18 protein-coding genes and 1 tRNA gene are annotated in these 14,714 nt (G+C 67.8%); 15 read left to right on the top strand and 4 right to left on the bottom strand.

Features of this window, described 5'->3' with window-relative positions:
• Positions 1-55: 55 nt before the first annotated feature.
• From SH584_RS04615 to SH584_RS04595, 5 genes are all read left to right on the top strand, one after another.
• Positions 56-211: a hypothetical protein gene (locus SH584_RS04615; RefSeq protein ID WP_324808919.1), complete on the top strand. Its 156-nt coding sequence runs from the start codon at positions 56-58 to the stop codon at positions 209-211.
• Positions 201-2,024 carry a hypothetical protein gene (locus SH584_RS04610; protein ID WP_324808917.1) on the top strand — a complete coding sequence of 608 codons (1,824 nt, stop codon included), beginning with the start codon at positions 201-203 and terminating at the stop codon, positions 2,022-2,024. The genes SH584_RS04615 and SH584_RS04610 overlap by 11 nt, the downstream gene beginning before the upstream one ends.
• Entirely contained in the window at positions 2,021-2,920 is a 900-nt protein-coding gene (locus SH584_RS04605) for a tyrosine recombinase (RefSeq protein ID WP_416385152.1), read from the top strand. The genes SH584_RS04610 and SH584_RS04605 overlap by 4 nt, the downstream gene beginning before the upstream one ends.
• A 36-nt stretch (positions 2,921-2,956) precedes the next feature.
• Positions 2,957-3,898 carry an acetyl-CoA carboxylase carboxyltransferase subunit alpha gene (locus tag SH584_RS04600; protein ID WP_322842663.1) on the top strand — a complete coding sequence of 314 codons (942 nt, stop codon included), beginning with the start codon at positions 2,957-2,959 and terminating at the stop codon, positions 3,896-3,898.
• 102 nt (positions 3,899-4,000) lie between these two features.
• The gene (locus SH584_RS04595; RefSeq protein WP_322842664.1) at positions 4,001-5,467 is read left to right on the top strand and encodes a M48 family metalloprotease; all 1,467 of its coding nucleotides are present in this window, start codon (positions 4,001-4,003) and stop codon (positions 5,465-5,467) included.
• A 6-nt stretch (positions 5,468-5,473) separates the two neighbouring features.
• On the opposite strand, the gene SH584_RS04590 is transcribed toward SH584_RS04595, so the two are convergent.
• Both SH584_RS04590 and SH584_RS04585 read right to left on the bottom strand, forming a co-directional pair.
• Positions 5,474-5,662 (bottom strand): Flp family type IVb pilin, encoded by a 189-nt coding sequence (locus SH584_RS04590; RefSeq protein ID WP_324808914.1) that lies wholly within the window; start codon positions 5,660-5,662, stop codon positions 5,474-5,476.
• A gap of 75 nt (positions 5,663-5,737) precedes the next feature.
• Positions 5,738-6,532 (bottom strand): methyltransferase domain-containing protein, encoded by a 795-nt coding sequence (locus SH584_RS04585; protein ID WP_324808912.1) that lies wholly within the window; start codon positions 6,530-6,532, stop codon positions 5,738-5,740.
• A 43-nt stretch (positions 6,533-6,575) separates the two neighbouring features.
• Between SH584_RS04585 and SH584_RS04580 the strand changes: the two genes are divergently transcribed.
• Genes SH584_RS04580 through SH584_RS04570 form a run of 3 tightly spaced genes read left to right on the top strand, consistent with a single transcriptional unit; the run spans position 6,576 to position 8,443 of the window.
• A complete protein-coding gene (locus tag SH584_RS04580; protein ID WP_324808910.1) occupies positions 6,576-7,322 on the top strand; it encodes a ComF family protein in 747 nt (248 codons plus the stop codon).
• Positions 7,323-7,352: 30 nt separating this feature from the next.
• Positions 7,353-7,613: a glutaredoxin 3 gene (grxC, locus tag SH584_RS04575; protein WP_322842668.1), complete on the top strand. Its 261-nt coding sequence runs from the start codon at positions 7,353-7,355 to the stop codon at positions 7,611-7,613.
• Complete coding sequence (locus tag SH584_RS04570; protein WP_324808908.1) at positions 7,610-8,443, top strand: carbon-nitrogen hydrolase family protein; 834 nt, start codon at positions 7,610-7,612, stop codon at positions 8,441-8,443. Before grxC ends, SH584_RS04570 begins: the two co-directional genes overlap by 4 nt.
• Here SH584_RS04570 and SH584_RS04565 read toward each other — a convergent pair.
• Positions 8,440-8,826 (bottom strand): PilZ domain-containing protein, encoded by a 387-nt coding sequence (locus tag SH584_RS04565; RefSeq protein ID WP_324808906.1) that lies wholly within the window; start codon positions 8,824-8,826, stop codon positions 8,440-8,442. The two genes, SH584_RS04570 and SH584_RS04565, sit on opposite strands and share 4 nt — an antisense overlap.
• A 149-nt stretch (positions 8,827-8,975) precedes the next feature.
• Here SH584_RS04565 and SH584_RS04560 point away from each other — a divergent pair.
• The 5 genes from SH584_RS04560 to SH584_RS04540 all read left to right on the top strand — a co-directional run bounded on the left by SH584_RS04560 (position 8,976) and on the right by SH584_RS04540 (position 12,859).
• Positions 8,976-9,052: transfer RNA gene (locus SH584_RS04560), tRNA-Arg, on the top strand.
• Positions 9,053-9,069: 17 nt separating this feature from the next.
• Positions 9,070-9,315 carry a DUF6356 family protein gene (locus tag SH584_RS04555; protein WP_322842671.1) on the top strand — a complete coding sequence of 82 codons (246 nt, stop codon included), beginning with the start codon at positions 9,070-9,072 and terminating at the stop codon, positions 9,313-9,315.
• Positions 9,305-10,645 carry an FAD/NAD(P)-binding protein gene (locus SH584_RS04550; protein WP_324808903.1) on the top strand — a complete coding sequence of 447 codons (1,341 nt, stop codon included), beginning with the start codon at positions 9,305-9,307 and terminating at the stop codon, positions 10,643-10,645. Before SH584_RS04555 ends, SH584_RS04550 begins: the two co-directional genes overlap by 11 nt.
• Positions 10,642-11,253 carry a GTP cyclohydrolase I FolE gene (folE, locus tag SH584_RS04545; protein ID WP_324808902.1) on the top strand — a complete coding sequence of 204 codons (612 nt, stop codon included), beginning with the start codon at positions 10,642-10,644 and terminating at the stop codon, positions 11,251-11,253. Before SH584_RS04550 ends, folE begins: the two co-directional genes overlap by 4 nt.
• 88 nt (positions 11,254-11,341) lie before the next feature.
• Entirely contained in the window at positions 11,342-12,859 is a 1,518-nt protein-coding gene (locus SH584_RS04540) for a sensor histidine kinase (RefSeq protein WP_324808900.1), read from the top strand.
• Here SH584_RS04540 and SH584_RS04535 read toward each other — a convergent pair.
• Positions 12,856-13,035, bottom strand: a complete 180-nt coding sequence (locus SH584_RS04535) for a hypothetical protein (RefSeq protein ID WP_324808898.1) — start codon at positions 13,033-13,035, stop codon at positions 12,856-12,858. The two genes, SH584_RS04540 and SH584_RS04535, sit on opposite strands and share 4 nt — an antisense overlap.
• A gap of 220 nt (positions 13,036-13,255) precedes the next feature.
• Between SH584_RS04535 and SH584_RS04530 the strand changes: the two genes are divergently transcribed.
• The gene (locus tag SH584_RS04530; RefSeq protein ID WP_324809470.1) at positions 13,256-13,717 is read left to right on the top strand and encodes a DUF2793 domain-containing protein; all 462 of its coding nucleotides are present in this window, start codon (positions 13,256-13,258) and stop codon (positions 13,715-13,717) included.
• Positions 13,718-13,875: 158 nt separating this feature from the next.
• Positions 13,876-14,694, top strand: coding sequence for an outer membrane protein (locus tag SH584_RS04525; protein ID WP_324808896.1), 819 nt, complete (start codon positions 13,876-13,878; stop codon positions 14,692-14,694).
• Positions 14,695-14,714 lie beyond the last annotated feature (20 nt).

Raw genomic sequence — 14,714 nt, 5'->3', positions numbered from 1 at the left:
AGGGCAAGGTCGGGCAAAAGCCCTGCCAGCCCGCTTCCCCTTCACCGGAGTATCCATGCCCCGAGGCTTCATCGTCATCCTGATCGTCCTGTTCCTGATCCTTGTCGGCGCGGTCGTGCTGCTGTCGAGAAGTGCCGGCGACGTTCCGCTCCAGACGATCGAGGAACCGGTGCAGGCGCCGACCGCAAACGGGACTGGCAATGCGGCGTAACCACCAGTTGATGCTGGGCGGAAGCGCGCTGCTGGCGGCGCTGTCGCTGCCCGGACATGCGCAGGACCGCCCCGAATCGCTGCTTCCCCCCGCCGCGCAGGCGCCGACACCCGCGCCGACCCCGTCGCCGACGCCAAGCCCGTCGCCGACGACGAACGAGACCGCGCCCGCCGCGCAGCCGTCGAGCCCATCGACCCCGTCGTCGGGCGCGCGCATCGGTACGCAGGTGGTCGACGAAACCAACGACCCGTTCGAGGAACTGGCCGCGCAGCCGGTGCCGCAGGTCGAATATCCCGCCCGTGCACGCCGCGATGCCTCGCGCGCCGGAATCTTCATGCCCGAGGACGCGGGCCTTCCCGCGGCGCCGTGGGGCGCGGCGAGCGGCCAGTCGCTGAGCATCGTGATGCGCGGCATCAAGACGCCGATCGCCTCTCGCTGGGCGCACATCGCGCTTCGCAACACCTTGCTGGCGAGCGCGCCTGCGCCACGCGACGTCAACCCGGTCGACTGGGCCGCCGAGCGTGCGTGGCTGCTGCTGCGCATGGGAGAGGCCGACGGCGGGCGCCTGCTCGTCGCCGGGGTCGACGGCGACCGCTTCACGCCCAAGATGCAGCAGGTCGCGATCCAGTCGGCGCTGGCGACCAGCGATCCCGCCGCGATGTGCCCGCATGAAAGCGGCCTGTCGAAGGTCGAGCCGCGCGTCGCGACCCTCGTCACCGCAATCTGCGCCGCTTTTTCGGGCGAGGCCGAACGTGCCGCCGCCGACATCGACGTTGCCCGCCGCCGCGGACGCCTGAGCCCGATCGACCTGTCGCTGGCCGACAAGGTGGTCGGCGCGGGCGCCGAGACCGCGCGCGCAGTGACGATCGAGTGGGAGCCGGTCGATCGGCTCAATGCGTGGCGATACGGCCTGTCGACCGCGACCGCGATGATGCCCCCCAAGCGTCTGATCGATTCGGCCACGCCGACGACGCAGGCATGGCTGGCGCGCGCGCCGATGTTCAGCGCTCTCGATCGGCTTCCGGCCGCGCGGACCGCCGCCGGGCTCGGCGTGCTGTCGAGCCAGGCGCTGATCGACCTCTACGCCGCAGTCTATGACGCGACCGACCCCGATTCGCTCGGGCAGACTGACGCGTGGCAGGTTCGGCTTGCCTTCATCGGCAAGGATCAGGACGCTCGGCTCGCGGCGATGCGCAAATTGTGGGGCGTGGGCCAGGGCGACCTCGATCGCTACGCCAACCGCGTCCTCGTCTCGCGTGCCGCGCGGCGGATCCGGCCGAGCGCAGACCTTGAAACCGACGCGGTCGAACTGGTCGAATCGTTGCTTGCTGGCGGCTTCGACCGTGAAGCGGCGCGCTGGATCCCGGTGGTCGACGACCTCGACGACGCCGCGAGTGACAAAATGTGGGCGATGCTTGCGCTCGGCGCGGCCGATCCGGCTGGGCTGGAGATTGATGCCGGGCGGATCGAAAGCTTTGCCGACCGCGACACCAGTCAGGGCAAGGTGCGCACCGGATTGCTGGTCGCCGGTCTTGCCGGGCTTGGCCGCATCGATGCCGCCACGGCGGGGCAACTCAATCGCGAATATCGCCTCGGGCTTGGCGCGCAGACCAATTGGACCAGGCTGATCGACGGGGCGATGCAGCGGCGCCAGGCGGGCACGTCGATCCTGCTCTCCGCCAGCGCGCTTCGCGGCCGTGATTTCGGGGCGGTGGCGCCGGTCTATCAATTTCACGCGATCAACGCGCTGCGCGTGACGGGACAGGAATATCTGGCGCGGATGGTTGCCGCCGAGGCGCTGGCGCGGACGTGATCGACGACGGCGGGAGGCTGGACGACCGCGCGCTGGTCGACCGCTTCTGCGACATGCTGAGCGCCGAGGCTGGCGCGTCGCGTAACACCCTGCTCGCCTATCGCCGCGACCTTGAGGCCGCGCGCGAAGCGATCGGTTCGCTCGAGAAAGCCGGCGCCGACGAAATCAAGAAGCTCGGCGCGGCATGGGAGGCGCTGGCGGCCTCGACCGTCGCGCGGCGGTCGTCGGCGCTGCGGCGGTTCTTCGGTTTCCTGTTCGACGAGGGGCTTCGGCCCGACGATCCGTCCGCCGCGCTGCCGCGCCCGACGCTTCAGCGCCCGCTGCCGCGCGTACTCGACAGCGACGAGGTGACGCGCATGTTCGCGGTGGTCGAGGAACGCGGGGCGAGCGGCGAGCCGATCGCGCTTCGCAACCTCGCCCTGCTCGAACTGCTCTACGGCTCCGGGCTTCGCGCAACCGAATTGGTGTCGTTGCCCCGCCGCGCGGTTCGGCCGGGCCAGCCGTTTTTGATGCTGCGCGGCAAGGGCGACAAGGAGAGGCTGGTGCCAGTGTCGCAGCGCGCGGCCGACGCGGTGGCGGCATGGACCGCGCATGTGCCCGCCGGCAGCACGTGGCTGTTCCCAAGCGGCAAGAGCCACTTGAGCCGGGTGCGGCTGTTCCAGCTGGTCCGCGCGATCGCGGCGGAGGCCGGGATCTCGCCCGACCGCGTCAGCCCGCACGTCCTGCGTCATGCCTTTGCGACGCACCTGCTTGCGGGCGGGGCCGATCTTCGTGTGCTCCAGTCTCTGCTCGGTCACGCCGACATCGCGACGACGCAGATATACACCCATGTCGACAGCGCGCGGCTGGTCGAGCTGGTCAATGCACGCCACCCGCTGGCGACCAATCGCCGTTGACGCTAGGCGCGACGCCGCTTACCCCGCGACCCTCTTATGCAGACCTATCTCGACTTCGAAAAACCGATCGCCGCGCTCGATGCGCGCATTGCCGAACTGCGCGACACCGCGAGCGAGGGGGAGATCGATATCGAGTCCGAGGTCGGCAAGATCGAGGCCAAGGCGTCGAAGCTGCTGCGCGAGACTTACGCGAAGCTCAGCCCGTGGCAGAAGACGCAGGTCGCGCGCCATCCCGAGCGGCCGCACTTCAAGGATTATGTCGCCGGGCTGACCGACGATTTCATGCCGCTGGCGGGCGATCGCGCCTTTGCCGACGATCCCGCCATCATCGGCGGACTGGGGCTGATCGACGGGCGCCGGGTGATGCTGATCGGGCACGAAAAGGGCGCCGACACCGCCAGCCGCCTCAAGCATAATTTCGGAATGGCCAAGCCGGAGGGCTATCGCAAGGCGATCCGCCTGATGGAGCTGGCCGACCGCTTCAACATCCCGGTCGTCAGCCTGGTCGACACGTCGGGCGCCTTCCCGGGCGTCCAGGCCGAAGAGCGCGGGCAGGCCGAGGCGATCGCTCGGTCGACCGAAACCTGCCTTGAACTTGGCGTCCCGCTGATCGCCGCGGTGGTCGGTGAGGGCGGATCGGGCGGCGCGGTCGCGATTGCCGCCGCCAACCGCGTGCTGATGTTCGAATACGCCGTCTATTCGGTGATCTCGCCCGAAGGGTGCGCCTCGATCCTGTGGCGCACGTCGGACAAGGCCGCCGACGCCGCCGAGGCGATGAAGGTTACCGCGACCGACCTGGCGGGGCTGGGCGTGGTCGACCGCGTCGTGCCCGAACCGGTCGGCGGCGCGCACCGCGATCCCGAAGGCGCGATCGCCAACCTCAAGGCCGCGGTGATCGAGGAGCTCGACGGGCTTGGCGCGATGGATCGCCGCCAATTGCTCGAGCAGCGCCGCGCGAAGTTCCTCGCGATCGGCTGACGCCCGAGTTCGCGGAACCATCACTTAGCCGACTCCGTTCACCGCACCGACAGCAGGCCGCCGCGATCATGGCGGCGTTTTTCGATGGTGACGGAGACGAACATGCGATTTTCGATGGCCCTGTTGGGCGCCACTGCACTGATCGCCGCGCCGCTGGCCGCGCAGGTCGGCCGCGGCACGCTCAACCCGCGCGAAGTCGCTGAGTCGCGGCAAATCCACCCGCAGCTGGTCGAGGAATATGGCGGGGCCGAAACCGGCCCGCGCGCCGCTTATGTCGAATCGATCGGGCGCCGCATCGCTGCCTTCACCGGCATCGCCAATCCGGGGCAGGTGTATCGCTTCACCACGATCAACAGCGCGGTCGAAAACGCCTTCGCCACGCCGGGCGGCTACGTCTACATCACGCGCCAGTTGATGGGCATCATGAACGACGAGGCCGAGCTGGCCTTCGTCGTCGGGCATGAGGCCGGACACATTGCCGCGCGGCACTCGCAGGCGCGGCAGGCGGCCAGCCGCAACAATTCGATCCTCGGCGCGCTCGGTGCGATCCTCGGCCAGACCCTCGGCGGCGGCTTCGGTCAGGCGATCGCACAGGGCTCGCTCTACCAGTCGAAGCTGCGCACGCTCGGCTTCTCGCGGCAGCAGGAATATCAGGCCGACGTGCTCGGCATCCGCTATCTGATCGGGGCGGGCTATGACCCGGCGGCGAGCGCGACGATGCTCAGCCAGCTGACCAACAACAGCGCGCTGCAAGCGCGGATCCAGGGCAACGCCAACCGCTCGACACCCGAATGGGCAAGCACTCACCCGCTCAGCGCGAACCGCGTGACGCAGGCCTCGGCGGCGGCGCGGCAGACCGGACGCGCGGGCACGGGCGCGCGCAACCGCGATGCCTTCCTGGCGCAGCTCGACGGAGTGACGGTCGACGACGATCCCGCGCAGGGCGTGATCGAGGGGCGCCAGTTCACGCACCCCGACCTGCGGATGACCTTTACCGTGCCGACCGGCTTCCTGATGCAGAACGGGACGCGCGAAGTCAGCATCGACGGCGGCGCCGCGGGTCAGGCGCAATTTTCGGGCGGCCAGTTCAGCGGCGACATGCCGCGCTACATCGCCGCGGTGCTACAGGAGCTGACCGGCGGGGAAGCGGCGCTGCAGCTCGGCCCGCTTCAGCAGACCAGCGTCAACGGCATTCCGGCGACCTATGTGATCGGCCGCGCGCAAAGCTCGTCGGGGCCGGTCGACGTCGGCGTGTTCGCCTATCGCTGGGACGCGAACACGGCTTATCATTTCATCACGCTGAGCCGCGGCGGGCAGGGCATCACGCCGTATCGCGGAATGATCAATTCGCTTCGGCGGATCAGTCCGGCCGAGGCGGCGGCGATCCGGCCGCGAGTGATCGATGTCGTGCAGGTGCGCGCGGGCGATACGCCGCAGACGCTGGCGGCACGGATGGCCTACCGCGACTATCGCCTGGAGCGGTTCCTCGTCCTCAACGGACTCAACGCCAATAGCCGGCTGGTCCCCGGCCAAAAGGTCAAGCTGGTCGTCTACGGCGCGCGTAGATAGCGCGCCTTACGGCGTCCTTGCGTTGGCAACCTTGTTGTCGAGCTTGCCCCACATGCCGGCAGAACCGCCACCCAGATTGCCCAGTGCCGCAATGATCGCGATGACGATCAGGGAGGCGATCAACGCATATTCAATCGCGGTCGCGCCTCGTTTGTCCGAACGAAGCATGCGACCGTATGTCCGGATAGCGTTCAAGCCACCCTCCTCTGGTCTTGGTCCACGCCGCGACGTTACGCGCAAAGACATTAAGAATTGATTGGACAAGACAGGTTAACGGCGTGCTTGCCCTGACGGCGACCAGCCGAGGAAATGGAGCAGGTCGAATTGCTCGGCGGTGCGCCCATCGATTCCCATCGTCTCGAATGCGGCCGCTGCGGCGGCAAGTGTTGTCCGGCCGAGCGGCGGCGCTCGTTCCGCCAACTGCGACGATGCCCCCATCGCGCGCAGGTCGCGGACGAGCGACGAGAGGTCGCGGTAGCGGACGCTGACCCGGTCGACGTCGACCACCGGCATCGTGAACCCCGCCGCCCCGAGCAGTCCGGCGAGCTTCGGCGCGTCGATGCGCGGATGGGTGCGCGAAACGACCCGACCCGTCGCGCGCTCGGCCTCGATCAGCGCGGCACGAAGCGTCGGCAGGCTGTTGCCCCCGGCCAGCGCGCCGATTAGCACACTGTCGGGGCGAAGCGCATGGGCGAAACCGGCGAAGGCGCGGCTGAGATCATTGACGGTGTCGAGCGAGCCCACCGCGACGATAAAATCATAGGCCTGGGACTCGAGCGCGACGCGATCCTCTTCGACCGGGATCGCCCCCACTGCGGCGGCGAGGCGTGGGCCGGGCTCGACCACCTCGACCACGTCGGCGAAGGCGCCGAGCCGCGCGGGCCAGTCTGCACCAAAGCAGCCGACCAGCAGGGCGCGCTCAAAGCGGCGCGCGATCGCCGCGAGCCGGTCGAGGCACTCGTCGAAGGCGCGTTCGTGGAGAAAGCCGTCGCCCCCGATCGCGGCGGCGCGGTCGCGGCGAAGCGCTCGAAGGCGTCGGTCGAACAGGTCGGGTAGGGGTGGCATCGGGGCGCTTGTGCAGCGGCGCGTCCCGTTGGACAAGGGGGCGATGGCCAGCCTGCCCATGAATGTCCTGACCGGCGCCGCGCGGACGATCGTCGACTTTGCGTTGCCGCCGCGCTGCGCGGGCTGTTCCGAGGTGATCGAGGACGTCCACGCCTTTTGCGGGCCGTGCTGGAGCAAGGTCGAATGGCTGGGCCAGTCGGGCTGCGAGCAATGTGGGTTGCCGCTGGAGGGGATGCAGGCGACGACCTGCGCGCGCTGCCTGGCCGAGCCGCCGACGATCGAGCGGATGCGCGCGGCGACGGCTTATGGCGACCTGACGCGGTCGGTGGCGCTTCGCCTGAAGTATGGCCGCAAGGTCGCGCTGGCGCGGACGATGGCGCGCTACATGGCGCCGCTGCGAGAGCCGAGCGACGCCGCCCCGCTGGTGGTGCCGGTGCCGCTCCACCGCTGGCGGCTGTGGGGGCGCGGCTTCAACCAGGCGGGACTGGTCGCGGCCGAGCTTGGGCGGCGATGGGACTTGCCGGTCGAGCAGGCGATGCTGAAGCGCGTCAAGCGCACCGCGCCGCTGAAGGGCATGAGCTTGGCGCAGCGCCGGCAGACGGTCGGAAGGGTGTTCGCGGTCGCGCCGGGAACCGATCTTCGCGGTCGATCGATCATCCTGGTAGACGACGTCATGACCACCGGCAGCACCGCCGAGGGCTGCGCGAAGGCGCTTCGCAAGGCCGGGGCGGGGCGGATCGAACTGATTTGCTGGACGCGCGTGGTGCGACCCTCGCACCTCATGCGTTAGAAGGCCCAACCGACATGAAAAGGAACCCCTGTGCCCACGATTGAAATCTACACCAAGTCGACCTGCGGTTTCTGCGTTCGCGCCAAGCGGCTGCTCGACATGAAGAAAGCGCCCTACGAGGAAATCTCCGTCGATTTCGGCGGCCCGAAGAAGCAGGAAATGCTGGCGCGCGCCAATGGCCGAACCACGGTCCCGCAGATCTTCATCGACGGCAAGCACATCGGCGGCTGCGACGACCTGATGAACCTGGAGTATGACGGCAAGCTCGACGCGATGCTGGCCGACGCGTGAGCCCAGTCCGGATCGCGCTCTACCAGGCGCAAAGCGGGATCGACCCCGCCGCCAACGCGCGCGCGCTGGTCGGGGCGGTCGCCGAGGCCGCGGCGGGCGGCGCCCGAATGCTGTTCACCCCGGAAATGTCGGGGATGCTCGACCGGGACCGCGAGCGGGCGCTGGGCAAGGCGCGGGCCGAAGGTGACGACGCCGTGCTCGCAGCCGTCCGCGCGGCGGCGGCCGAGCATGGCATCTGGATCCATCTGGGGTCGCTGGCGGTGCTGGCGGAGGGCGGCAAGCTCGCTAATCGCGGCTTCGTCATCGACGATTCCGGCGAGGTGCGCGGGCGCTACGACAAGATCCACCTGTTCGACGTCGACCTTCCCACCGGCGAAAGCTGGCGCGAGTCGGCGATGTATCGCGGCGGCGATGAGGCGGTGATCGTGCCGGGAACGCCGGTCGGGACGCTTGGCCTGACGATCTGCTACGATTTGCGCTTCCCCGCCCTATTCGAGCGATTGAGCGAGGCAGGCGCCGACGTCATCGCGGTGCCCGCGGCCTTCACCGTGCCGACGGGGCAGGCGCATTGGCAGGTGCTGATGCGCGCGCGGGCGATCGAGGCGGCGCTGTTCGTCGTCGCGGCGGCGCAGGCGGGGACGCACGAAGACGGCCGAGTGACCTTCGGCCACTCGCTGGTCGCCGACCCGTGGGGCGAGGTGCTGACCGAAATGGGCGACGAGCCCGGGCTGGCCTTTGCCGAGATCGACCTAGCCAAGATCGCCGAGGTCAGGGCGCGGGTCCCGGTGATGCAGCATCGGCGTCCAATCGATGCCGTGTCGTCGCGCTAACGCGCCTTACCGGTACGCCAATCCTCCAACGCGCGATATTCGTCGGGCGACAGCGTCGAGGCCGAGAATTTGAGGCTTTCGACCTTCAGCGCCGCGTAGGTCGGTCCGTCGAGCGGGGGATCGAATTGAAGGCCGCACTCCTGCGACGCGGGGTCGCACCACATCGCTTCGGCGAAGATGACCGAGTCGTTGACCCGCAGCAGCAATTCCTGCCCCGCATCGATGGCGCAGGCGCCACGGATCTTCGCGCCCGTGACGGAGACGTCGACGACGACGATATTTTCGCGATGGCCGATCGTCTCGGCCATGGCTTCCATCTTCAAAGGGCTCCGGACCGCGTTCCGCTTTCCCGAGATACCATCGATCCGACTACCGAACGCCATTCCTACCCCCACGCAACGCTACGCAACACCTACCAAGAACGTGCCCTTGCTTTCGGAGTTGCGTTCGCTTCCCGACAGTTGCGGGCGCCGAATGTGGAACAGGCGAGCGATTGACCGGCCTGCGGGCGAATCCTAGGGACGGGGGCCTTGGCTCCGTAGCTCAGCAGGATAGAGCGACGGTTTCCTAAACCGCAGGTCGGGGGTTCGAGTCCCTCCGGGGCCACCAGAATATAGGAGGGCAAGATGCTGAGCCGGCTATTTCGCGATCACCCGCAGTCGCTGGGGATGAGCTGGGCCGGGCATGGCATCGGTGCGATCGGGATCGGGATGCGGATGATGGGCGCGGGCGCGGCCTGCATTGTCCACGCGCTGGTCCCCGCGCTGTTCACCGAGACGGCGGGGCGGACGGTCGAGGGGCTCCATGCGCAGATGAAACGGCGCAAGGCGGGCGCGGCCAATCCGAACGCCTGGCCCGACTATGAGATCTGACGACGGGGTAGTCGCCGACGCGATTATCGTCGGCGGTGGCTATTCGGGAACGATGGCGGCGGCGCAGCTGGTGCGGCGCGGGATCAGCACGGCGCTGGTCGAGGGCGCGGGGCGCGCGGGGCGCGGGACGGCTTATTCGACGCCCGAGGACGTGCATCTGCTCAACGTGCCCGCCGCGAAAATGAGCGCATGGGCCGACCAGCCCGACCATTTCGCGCAGGCGATGGCGGGCGATGGGTTCGAACCGGGCGACTTCGTGCCGCGGCGGCGCTTTGGGACTTACCTGACCGATCAACTGGAAGAGGCGAAGGCGGCGGGGCTTCGCGTGGTCGAGGCGACCGCGGAGTCGGCTTCGCGGGTCGAAGGTGGCTGGGCGGTGACGCTGAATAACGGGTCGGTGCTGACGGGCAAGGCCTTGTTGCTGGCGAACGGCAACCAGCCGCCCGAGCGCCTGCGCGTCGCCGAGGGGCTGTCGGGCAAGGCGTTCGTCAACGATCCGTGGAGCGACCAGGGGCGTGCGGCGATCCGCTACGCGGTGGCGAGCGGCGGCGACGTGCTGGTGCTCGGTACCGGGCTGACGATGGTCGACGTGGTGCTGAGCTTGTCGGACGCGGGGCACCGGGGACGGATCGTCGCGCTGTCGCGGCGGGGGCAAGTGCCGCGCGGTCATGCACCGCACGACGCCGCGCCGGTCGAGGCAGACGCGGTGCCGCACGGGTCGGTGCTGGGCCTGTGGCGCTGGCTTCGGCGCCGGGCGTCGGCGGTGGGATGGCGCGGGGCGGTGGATTCGCTTCGGCCGCATAGCCAGCGACTTTGGCAAAGCTTCTCGCCGGCCGAGCAACGGCGGTTCCTGCGCCATGCGCGGCCGTGGTGGGATGTCCATCGGCACCGGATCGCGCCGCGAATTGCAGCGCGGCTCAAGGAGCTGATCGGCGAGGGGCGGCTGGAGATCGTCGCCGGGCGCGTGACGGAGATGCGCGAGACTGGCGACGGGGTCGAGGTTTCGATCGCCCGTCGCGGACGGGCGCTCTCCCCGGCCCCCTCCCGCGAGCGGGAGTATTTTGCGCTTGTGATCAATTGCACGGGGCCGTTGGGGTCGATGGCGCGGAGCCGCGATCCGTTGTTGCGGCAGTTGATTGGCGAGGGGACGGTCGCGATCGATGCACTGGGGATGGGCCTGATGGTCGATGGCGGCAGCCGCGCGGGTGACCGCGTGTGGGCACTTGGGCCGCTGGCGAAGGGTCAATTTTGGGAAATCGTTGCGGTTCCCGACATTCGCACCCAAGTAGCGGCGGTCGCCGACGACATCGCCAAGGAGCTTCACCGATGACTGCCAGCCCCGATGACGGCGACCTGATCCAGCCAACCCCCAAGATCGCGGTGCCCGACGAGGTCGCCGACGCGGTGCGGACGCTGATCCGCTGGGCGGGCGACGATCCCGAACGCGAGGGACTGGTCGACACTCCGGCGCGGGTGGCGCGGGCGTGGAAGGAATATGCGCGCGGCTATGGCGAGGACCCGGCGGTGCATCTGTCGCGGACGTTCGAGGAAGTCGGCGGCTATGACGAGATCGTGCTGCTGAAGGACATCCCGTTCCAGTCGCACTGCGAGCATCACATGGCGCCGATCATCGGCAATGCGGCGATTGCCTATCTGCCCGGCGACCGGGTCGTGGGGATTTCGAAGCTGGCGCGCGTATTGCACGGCTTTGCGCGGCGGTTGCAGGTGCAGGAGCGCCTGACCGCCGAGGTCGCCGACTGCATCTGGAAGCACCTCGACCCCAAGGGCGTCGCGGTGGTGATCGAGGCGAGCCATGCCTGCATGTCGGCGCGCGGGGTCAACACGCCCGGGGTGATGATGACCACCAGCCGGATGATGGGGACGTTCCGCGAAGACGAGCGCAGCCGCAAGGAAGTCCTCGCGCTTATGGGCTATTAAGCGGCTCGCCATTTCAGTCGGAAATTCAGGAAGTTGTGACTTTTTCCGGCTTGTGAGTGCGGACAGGATTGGATAGCAGTCGCTCATTATGGGGGCGGAACCAACTCAGGACAGCCTGCACGAGGGCACGGCCGGTTTCGTCGGTCCCGAAGAGGCGCGCCTTGAGGTCCTCGCGGCGCATGACGTCCAGGGGCTCGAGGGCGATCCCGAACTGGCCGCGATCACCCACTTTGCCTCCAAGCTGTGCGACGCACCGATCGCGCTGGTCAGCATTGTCGAGGACGAGCGGCAGCGGTTCGTCGCGCGCGAGGGATTGAGCGCGGGCGAGACGCCGCGGTCGATGAGCTTTTGCCAGCATGCGATGATGCGCGACGACGTCATGGAGGTGAGCGACGCGACGCTCGATCCGCGCTTCGCTGACAATCCGCTGGTCACCGGACCGCCACATATCCGCTTCTATGCCGGCGCGCCTCTGGTGTCGGAGGAAGGTGCGCCGCTGGGGTCGCTGTGCGTGATTTCGCCGGAGCCGCGCGACGGGCTGACTGAGGTCCAGGCCGAGGGGCTGAAGGTGCTGGCGCGCGCGGTAATGCGGCGGCTGAAGGATCGCCGCGCGAAGATCGAGGCGCAGCGCGCGCTCGAGCATAGCGAGACGCGGTTCGAGGCGCTGGCGAACGCGATCCCGCAGATGGCATGGTCGACCGACGCCGACGGCAAGACCGATTATTTCAACGCGCGCTGGTACGAATATACAGGCGCAAAGCCGGGCGAGCATGACGGCGTCGGCTGGATCGACGCGCTGCATGTCGACGATCGCGAGGGCGCGAACGCGGTGTGGCGCCGCGCGGTCGACGAGGGCGAATTCTACGAGACCGAGTATCGGCTTCGCGGCAAGGACGGCGAGTATCGCTGGACGCTGGCGCGGGGCGTTCCGATGAAGGACGATTCGGGGACGATCGTCCGCTGGTTCGGAAGCAACACCGACATCCACGCGCACCGCGAGCTGTCCGAATCGCGCAATTTGCTGAGCCGCGAGCTCAACCACCGCATCAAGAACATCTTTTCCGTCGTGGCCGGGCTGGTGTCGATCAGCGCGCGCGAGTTTCCCGAGCTGAAGCCACTGGCGGGCAAGGTCGGGAGCCGGATCGAATCGCTGAGCCGCGCGCACGATCATGTCGTTCGCGAGGAGGACAGCGACGTCCGGGCCGCGTCGCTGAAGCGGCTGATCGGCGACCTGATGGCACCGTATCAGGATAGTGCCGACGTGCGCATCCGGATCGAGGGCGAGGATTTGCCGGTGTCGCCGACGTCGGTGACCCCGATCGCGCTGCTGTTTCACGAGCTGGCGACCAACGCGGTGAAATATGGAGCGCTGCGACGGCCCGAGGGCACGGTCGAGATCCGCATGGCGAGCGCCGACGACCAAGTCCACATCGACTGGATCGAGCAGTGCAACGAGCGCATCGACGCACCGACCGAGGACAAGGGCTTCGGGTCGGAACTGGTCGAGATGAGCGTTCGCCGGCAATTGCGCGGCGACATCGAGCATCGCTGGAACGAGCAGGGCCTGGAAGTAAAGGTCCGCGTGCCGCGGCGGGCGTTCGCCTAGGCGTCGAGCATCGTTCGTGAATGATGGGCGACGTTGTGACGCGCGCCGATCGCGAGAACTTCATAGCGTTCGGCGAGCTGGCGGTGGATCATGGCCACGCAGTGATCGCGCGCGGCGAGTGCTTGGCGCCGTTCTTCGGCGGCGCGCCGTTGGTAATAGCTTTGGCTGTTCGTCATCGATCAACCCTCAAGACCAAGGTGAAGAGCGCAACGCGTGGAGGCCGACTCGAAATGAGAGGCGGCGGGAACTTGTTTATACCCTTGCCGAAACGACCGGGAGTCGGATTTGGCGGGTTTGCGACGAATTGAATAAGATCAAAATCATCCCACTAACCAAATACGCACTTTTGTGTTGACATCGTCGCGCTCATTCGGTACCGCTTAGGAACAGTGAAGAATTGCCGGCCAGGCGCAAGAAGAAGTTTTTCACAATGAGGCACTGTCGCTGCTCGACGCGCTGATCGTCCCCGTGGTGGAGGATGGGGCGCATGTCGAACCGCCGACCGATGCGGTCGTCGGTCGATGCTTCAGGATCGGCGCCGAGCGAACCGGAGCCTGGATTGGGCGCGAAGGGCAATTGGCGGCGTTTGGTGAAGGCGGGTGGCGATATATCGATCCGCCGGTCGGGATGCGCGTCACCGAGCGATCGAGCGGCCTATGCGTCCACCGCCGTAACGGGGACTGGCAGGTTGGTATCGAGCATCTCGCCGAAGTGCGCGTGGAGGGCGTGCGCGTCATCGGCAAGAGAGCAGCCCCTATCGATCAACCGGCGGGCGGGGCTACCGTCGATAGCGAGTGCCGGGAGACGGTGGCGGCGATCCTCGCGGCCATGAAAGGACATGGCCTCATCGGAAGCTAAAATTCAGCCGCCCGCGCAGGGCCTTCCGACGGGTGGCGTCTCCGAGTGGTGCATTTGGGCAACATCCGCGAAATTTGGATTCTTGCGCGGCAACTTCCCCTCTCATACTATGTTCAAGCAGTTCTGAATTTTGAACGCATACGAAAGGGGATTTACCTATGCGGAAGTTAGCCATCACGATGGCGCTCGCTTCGACCGTGTTGGCCACTCCGGCGGTCGCTCGCGACCAGTCGTGGTACGTCGGCCTCGAAGGCGGCGCGATGCTCGTCGAAGACACCCGTCTCGATGCCAACCTTGGCACCGTGACCGTCGATGACGCCATCATCCTGGACCACAAGACGGGCTTCGATGTCGATACCGTCGCCGGTTATGACTTCGGGATGTTCCGCCTTGAAGCCGAACTCGGCTACAAGCGCGCATCGATCGGCGAAGCCCAGATCGACGGCCGCCTGATCGGTGGAAACACCGTCGTCGGCGACGTCGATGGCCGCGTCAGCGTACTGTCGGCAATGGCCAACGGCCTGCTCGACTTCGGTGACGACGACGGCTGGAGCGGTTTCGTTGGACCGGGTGTCGGTGTTGCTCGCATCAAGCATCGCTTTGGTGACGACGACCTCGGCGACGTCAGCGAAAGCGATACCAACCTGGCGTGGCAGGTCACGGCCGGCGTTCGCCGTGCCCTTTCGCCGAACGTCGACTTCGGTGTGAAGTATCGCTTCTTCAACACCAAGTTCGACTATTCGTCGGACGGCTCGTCGCTCGACGGCAAGTTCCGGTCGCACTCGCTTCTCGCGAGCCTGATCTACAACTTCGCTCCGCCGCCGCCGCCGCCGCCGCCCCCGCCGCCCCCGCCGCCCCCGCCGCCTGCCACGCAGACGTGCCCGGACGGTTCGGTGATCCTGGCGACCGACGTGTGCCCGGCTCCGCCGCCGCCGCCGCCGCCGCCGCCGCCGCCGCCCGCTCCAGAGCGCGGCTAAGCGACAGCGGGCTTAGGCCT

The organism is Sphingomonas sp. LY29 (assembly GCF_035593985.1).
Classification (GTDB): Bacteria; Pseudomonadota; Alphaproteobacteria; order Sphingomonadales; family Sphingomonadaceae; genus Sphingomicrobium.
The sequence above is the reverse complement of the archived record's forward strand: the minus strand, read 5'-3'. Positions and strand labels throughout refer to the sequence as shown.

What these genes read in the sequence shown, in the direction of transcription:
- SH584_RS04550 (WP_324808903.1), top strand. Translation starts at nt 9,305, where the DNA reads ATGAGATCTGACGACGGGGTAGTCGCCGACGCGATTATCGTCGGCGGT.
- SH584_RS04565 (WP_324808906.1), bottom strand. Translation starts at nt 8,826, where the DNA reads ATGGCGTTCGGTAGTCGGATCGATGGTATCTCGGGAAAGCGGAACGCG.
- SH584_RS04540 (WP_324808900.1), top strand. Translation starts at nt 11,342, where the DNA reads ATGGGGGCGGAACCAACTCAGGACAGCCTGCACGAGGGCACGGCCGGT.
- SH584_RS04610 (WP_324808917.1), top strand. Translation starts at nt 201, where the DNA reads ATGCGGCGTAACCACCAGTTGATGCTGGGCGGAAGCGCGCTGCTGGCG.
- SH584_RS04555 (WP_322842671.1), top strand. Translation starts at nt 9,070, where the DNA reads ATGCTGAGCCGGCTATTTCGCGATCACCCGCAGTCGCTGGGGATGAGC.
- folE (WP_324808902.1), top strand. Translation starts at nt 10,642, where the DNA reads ATGACTGCCAGCCCCGATGACGGCGACCTGATCCAGCCAACCCCCAAG.
- SH584_RS04615 (WP_324808919.1), top strand. Translation starts at nt 56, where the DNA reads ATGCCCCGAGGCTTCATCGTCATCCTGATCGTCCTGTTCCTGATCCTT.
- SH584_RS04600 (WP_322842663.1), top strand. Translation starts at nt 2,957, where the DNA reads ATGCAGACCTATCTCGACTTCGAAAAACCGATCGCCGCGCTCGATGCG.
- SH584_RS04535 (WP_324808898.1), bottom strand. Translation starts at nt 13,035, where the DNA reads ATGACGAACAGCCAAAGCTATTACCAACGGCGCGCCGCCGAAGAACGG.
- SH584_RS04580 (WP_324808910.1), top strand. Translation starts at nt 6,576, where the DNA reads ATGGCCAGCCTGCCCATGAATGTCCTGACCGGCGCCGCGCGGACGATC.
- SH584_RS04585 (WP_324808912.1), bottom strand. Translation starts at nt 6,532, where the DNA reads ATGCCACCCCTACCCGACCTGTTCGACCGACGCCTTCGAGCGCTTCGC.
- SH584_RS04525 (WP_324808896.1), top strand. Translation starts at nt 13,876, where the DNA reads ATGCGGAAGTTAGCCATCACGATGGCGCTCGCTTCGACCGTGTTGGCC.
- SH584_RS04595 (WP_322842664.1), top strand. Translation starts at nt 4,001, where the DNA reads ATGCGATTTTCGATGGCCCTGTTGGGCGCCACTGCACTGATCGCCGCG.